This window comes from Synechococcus sp. R3-13 (assembly GCF_047462195.1).
In the GTDB taxonomy this organism is placed as follows: Bacteria; Cyanobacteriota; Cyanobacteriia; order Thermostichales; family Thermostichaceae; genus Thermostichus.
The window spans coordinates 1-2,256 of the sequence record NZ_JANSIO010000266.1; the positions used below are offsets into that span (position 1 = coordinate 1).

The window sequence follows — 2,256 nt, forward strand, 5'->3', positions numbered from 1 at the left end:
GGGTAGTACAGCCACAGCAACCCCACTTCCAGCAGCAGCCCCACCACGGCAATGGGGGTCATCTGGGCAGCAAACTCCAGGTAGCCGATCCCAGAGAAGGAGCCGATCAGGATATTCTGCGGGTTGCCGCTCAGGGTGGCGACGGATCCCAGGTTGGTGGCTGCCGCCAAGCCCAGCAGATAGGGAATCGGGTTTAACCCCAGCACCGTTGTGACCTGCAAAGTCAGGGGAGTAAACACCAGCGCCAGCGTGTCGTTGAGCAGGAAAGCCGAGAGCAGCCCGCTGCCGAACACCAGCATGATCAACAGACCAAAGGGGCTGCGGCTCACCCGAATCAAGCCCAGCAAAGCCAACTGAAAAGCCCCCCCATAGGACAAGCTGGCATTTACCACCATCATGCTCAGGAGAAACACAATCGTGGTCGGGTCAATGGCTTCCCAAGCCTGCCGTAGCGACAAGGTCCCCAAGCCAATCAACAGGGCGGATCCCACCAGGGCGATGGTGGCCCGGTTCATACGCAACCTAGGCAGGGATCCCAGTCCCAACCCGACATAGCTCAAACCCAACACCAACCAAGACAGCCCCTGCACCCCCCGATCCCTCCCGCACTTCTTTCAGGATCCCTGATGGGTTCAGCCAATGGCAAAGGCTGGAGTTGAAACAGGCCCAACATTCCCGATACTCAATGAAGTCACAAATAAGTCACAAGAACCAATCATGGTCAGAAACCTTTCGGGATAGTCCAAAAGCTCCGCTGGATCAGCGCGTTTGCCTCGGCGAGCTGCAGACCGAGCAGAGGTGGCGAGAATATCCAAGGTCTGGCCATCGTTCGTAGGATAATGGGAGCCCGCAGACATTGAGTTACCCACCGTTCACTGAGGAGTTGTCCCCTTGGTCAAAGAACGCGTAGAGGTCATCGTCCCGGCCACCACCGCCAATTTGGGGCCAGGGTTCGACTGCATCGGTGCAGCCCTAGAGCTCTACAATCACTTCTATTTTCGCGAGATCCCTTCTGGCCTCAGCATCCACTACCGTGGCAGCGACCACATCAGCCAAAGCAAGGACAACCTGGTGTACCGGGCTTTTTGCCGCGCCTTTGAGTTGCTGAGTAAGCCTGTGCCGGGGGTAGAAATCGAAATTACCCTCAACGTGCCCCTGGCGCGGGGGTTGGGCAGTTCTGCCACCGCCATTGTCGGCGGCTTACTGGGGGCCAATGCCATTGGAGCACTCAACTTAGCTCCCGAAACCCTTCTACAACTGGCTATTGCCTTGGAGGGCCACCCAGACAATGTGGTGCCCGCCCTGCAGGGCAGTTGTCAGCTTTGTGTGCAGGGACAGCAGGGGCAATGGGTGTTTTGTCCCGTGGAGTGGCATGAGAGCATTGGCATCCTGGCCGTAGTGCCCAACTTTAAGCTTTCCACCCAAGCGGCCCGCGAGATCCTGCCCAAATCCGTCAGCTTGGCGGATGCGGTTTTTTCCAGCAGCCATCTGGGCCTGCTCATTCGCAGCTTGCAGTCGGGGCGGGTGGACTGGCTGAAGGTGGCTCTGCAGGATCGGCTGCACCAGCCGGCGCGTATGGAGCTGATCACTGGGTTCAAAACGGTTCAAGCTGCAGCCATGGCTGCCGGAGCCTATGGGGTGGTGATCAGCGGAGCCGGCCCCACTCTTCTGGCCCTCTGTGCTCCCGAGAATCGGGAACGGGTGGGATCCGCGATGGTCAGCGCTTGGGCGCAGTTGGATATTGAAGCGGAGGCCAAACTGCTCAACCTGGACCGGCAGGGAGGACGGGTGGTGATCCACTCCCAGCAATCTGGATAGGAAACTTCCTGTCCAATCGGGGAGCTACCCTGCTGCCGGGAAGCCATCTTGCAGCAGCAACACCAAGGGCGGAAGAAATAGCCAAGCCGCCACCATCAAGGATGCCGCTGCCGCCATCAACACCGCTGCTGCCGCGCAATCTTTGGCGATCTCGGCCAGGAGATGGTACTTGCTGCCCAGGGTGAGATCCACCACTGCTTCCAGAGCGGTATTCACCAGCTCCAGCGCCATCACCAAACCGCTGGTTAGGCTAATCACGGCCATTTCCAGGGCGCTCAGCCGCAGGCCCAGCCCAAGGCCAAAGGCCATCACCGCCATCACCATGTGAATGCGCAAGTTGCGCTGAGTGCAGATGGCATAGACCAAGCCCTTGCCCGCGTAGTAGAAACTTTTGCCCAAGTTGTCGGCCACTTGCCAAGAGGGGGGGCGTCGCCAGGG

The 2,256-nt window shown here is 59.3% G+C and carries 3 protein-coding genes; 1 reads left to right on the forward strand and 2 read right to left on the reverse strand.

Going from position 1 to position 2,256, the window contains the following annotated elements:
* On the reverse strand, window positions 1–590 hold a 590-nt coding region (locus tag NW856_RS08380), incomplete at its 3' end, for an SLC13 family permease (RefSeq protein ID WP_414399809.1).
* Between the two features lie 301 nt (window positions 591–891).
* On the opposite strand from NW856_RS08380, the gene thrB reads away from it, so the two are divergent.
* Window positions 892–1,818 carry a homoserine kinase gene (gene thrB / locus NW856_RS08385; RefSeq protein ID WP_414355493.1) on the forward strand — a complete coding sequence of 309 codons (927 nt, stop codon included), beginning with the start codon at window positions 892–894 and terminating at the stop codon, window positions 1,816–1,818.
* 24 nt (window positions 1,819–1,842) lie between these two features.
* On the opposite strand, the gene NW856_RS08390 is transcribed toward thrB, so the two are convergent.
* A partial coding sequence (locus tag NW856_RS08390; RefSeq protein ID WP_414399810.1) for a diacylglycerol kinase family protein occupies window positions 1,843–2,256 on the reverse strand: 414 nt, incomplete at its 5' end.